Raw genomic sequence first — 2146 nt, 5'->3', positions numbered from 1 at the left:
CTTAGGTAAGACTACTTGGGGTTGTATGGTTAAGTGACTAAGCGTATGTGGTGGATGCCTTGGCAGTTAGAGGCGATGAAGGACGTGTTAATCTGCGAAAAGCGAAGGTAAGGTGATAAAAACCGTTACAGCCTTCGATGTCCGAATGGGGAAACCCACCCGTCATCAGGCGGGTATCGTTAAGTGAATTCATAGCTTAACGAGGCGAACCGGGAGAACTGAAACATCTAAGTACCCCGAGGAAAAGAAATCAACCGAGATTTCCTTAGTAGCGGCGAGCGAACGGGAATTAGCCCTTAAGTGATTTGCAAGTTAGTGGAACAAGCTGGAAAGCTTGGCGATACAGGGTGATAGCCCCGTACACGAAAACGAACTTATCATGAAATCGAGTAGGTCGGCACACGTGAAATGTTGACTGAATATGGGGGGACCATCCTCCAAGGCTAAATACTCCTAACTGACCGATAGTGAACCAGTACCGTGAGGGAAAGGCGAAAAGAACCCCTGTGAGGGGAGTGAAATAGAACCTGAAACCGCATACGTACAAGCAGTGGAAGCCGGATTTAGTCCGGTGCCTGCGTACCTTTTGTATAATGGGTCAGCGACTTATATTCTGTAGCAAGGTTAACCGATTAGGGGAGCCGTAGCGAAAGCGAGTGTTAACTGCGCGTTCAGTTGCAGGGTATAGACCCGAAACCCGGCGATCTACCCATGGGCAGGTTGAAGGTTGAGTAACATCAACTGGAGGACCGAACACACGTATGTTGAAAAATGCGGTGATGACTTGTGGGTCGGAGTGAAAGGCTAATCAAGCCGGGAGATAGCTGGTTCTCCCCGAAATCTATTTAGGTAGAGCCTCGGACGAATACCACTGGGGGTAGAGCACTGTTAAGGCTAGGGGGTCATCCCGACTTACCAACCCTTTGCAAACTCCGAATACCAGTGAGTACTATCCGGGAGACACACTATGGGTGCTAACGTCCATTGTGGAGAGGGAAACAACCCAGACCGCCAGCTAAGGTCCCAAAGTACTAGTTAAGTGGGAAACGATGTGGAAAGGCATAGACAGCTAGGAGGTTGGCTTAGAAGCAGCCATCCTTTAAAGAAAGCGTAATAGCTCACTAGTCGAGTCGGTCTGCGCGGAAGATGTAACGGGGCTAAACTAGTCACCGAAGCTGCGGATTCAAACTTTGTTTGAGTGGTAGGGGAGCGTTCTGTAAGCCGTTGAAGGTGTGTTGTAAAGCATGCTGGAGGTATCAGAAGTGCGAATGCTGACATGAGTAACGATAATGGGGGTGAAAAACCCCCACGCCGAAAGACCAAGGTTTCCTGTCCCATGTTAATCAGGGCAGGGTAAGTCGGCCCCTAAGGCGAGGCGGAAACGCGTAGTCGATGGGAAACAGATTAATATTTCTGTACTTCTTATAATTGCGAAGGAGGGACGGAGCAGGCTAGGTGAGCATGGCGTTGGTTGTCCATGTGAAAGTATGTAGGTTGGTGTCTTAGGCAAATCCGGGACACTAAGACTGAGATACGAGACGAGGCTCTACGGAGCTGAAGTCATTGATGCCATACTTCCAGGAAAAGCTTCTAAGCATCAGATTATAAGGAACCGTACCCCAAACCGACACAGGTGGTTAGGTAGAGAATACTAAGGCGCTTGAGAGAACTCGGGTGAAGGAACTAGGCAAAATAGTACCGTAACTTCGGGAGAAGGTACGCCGACTATGGTGATGGGACTTGCTCCCTAAGCTGAAGTCGGTCGAAGTAACCAGGTGGCTGGAACTGTTTATTAAAAACACAGCACTGTGCAAAATCGAAAGATGACGTATACGGTGTGACGCCTGCCCGGTGCCGGAAGGTTAATTGATTGGGTTAGCTCTGCGAAGCTCATGATCGAAGCCCCGGTAAACGGCGGCCGTAACTATAACGGTCCTAAGGTAGCGAAATTCCTTGTCGGGTAAGTTCCGACCTGCACGAATGGCGTAATCATGGCCACACTGTCTCCACCCGAGACTCAGTGAAATTGAAATTGCGGTTAAGATGCCGTATACCCGCGGCTAGACGGAAAGACCCCGTGAACCTTTACTATAGCTTGACAGTGAACATTGCTCCTACATGTGTAGGATAGGTGGGAGGCTTTGAA

At 49.4% G+C, this 2146-nt stretch carries 1 rRNA gene; it reads left to right on the top strand.

Features of this window, described 5'->3' with window-relative positions:
- Positions 1 to 27 precede the first annotated feature (27 nt).
- Positions 28 to 2146, top strand: a 23S ribosomal RNA gene (locus QL234_RS31865); the annotation flags it as partial.

Origin of the sequence: Thalassomonas sp. RHCl1 (assembly GCF_947387555.1) — a bacterium.
GTDB lineage: Bacteria > Pseudomonadota > Gammaproteobacteria > Enterobacterales > Alteromonadaceae > Thalassomonas.
The sequence above is the reverse complement of the archived record's forward strand: the minus strand, read 5'-3'. Positions and strand labels throughout refer to the sequence as shown.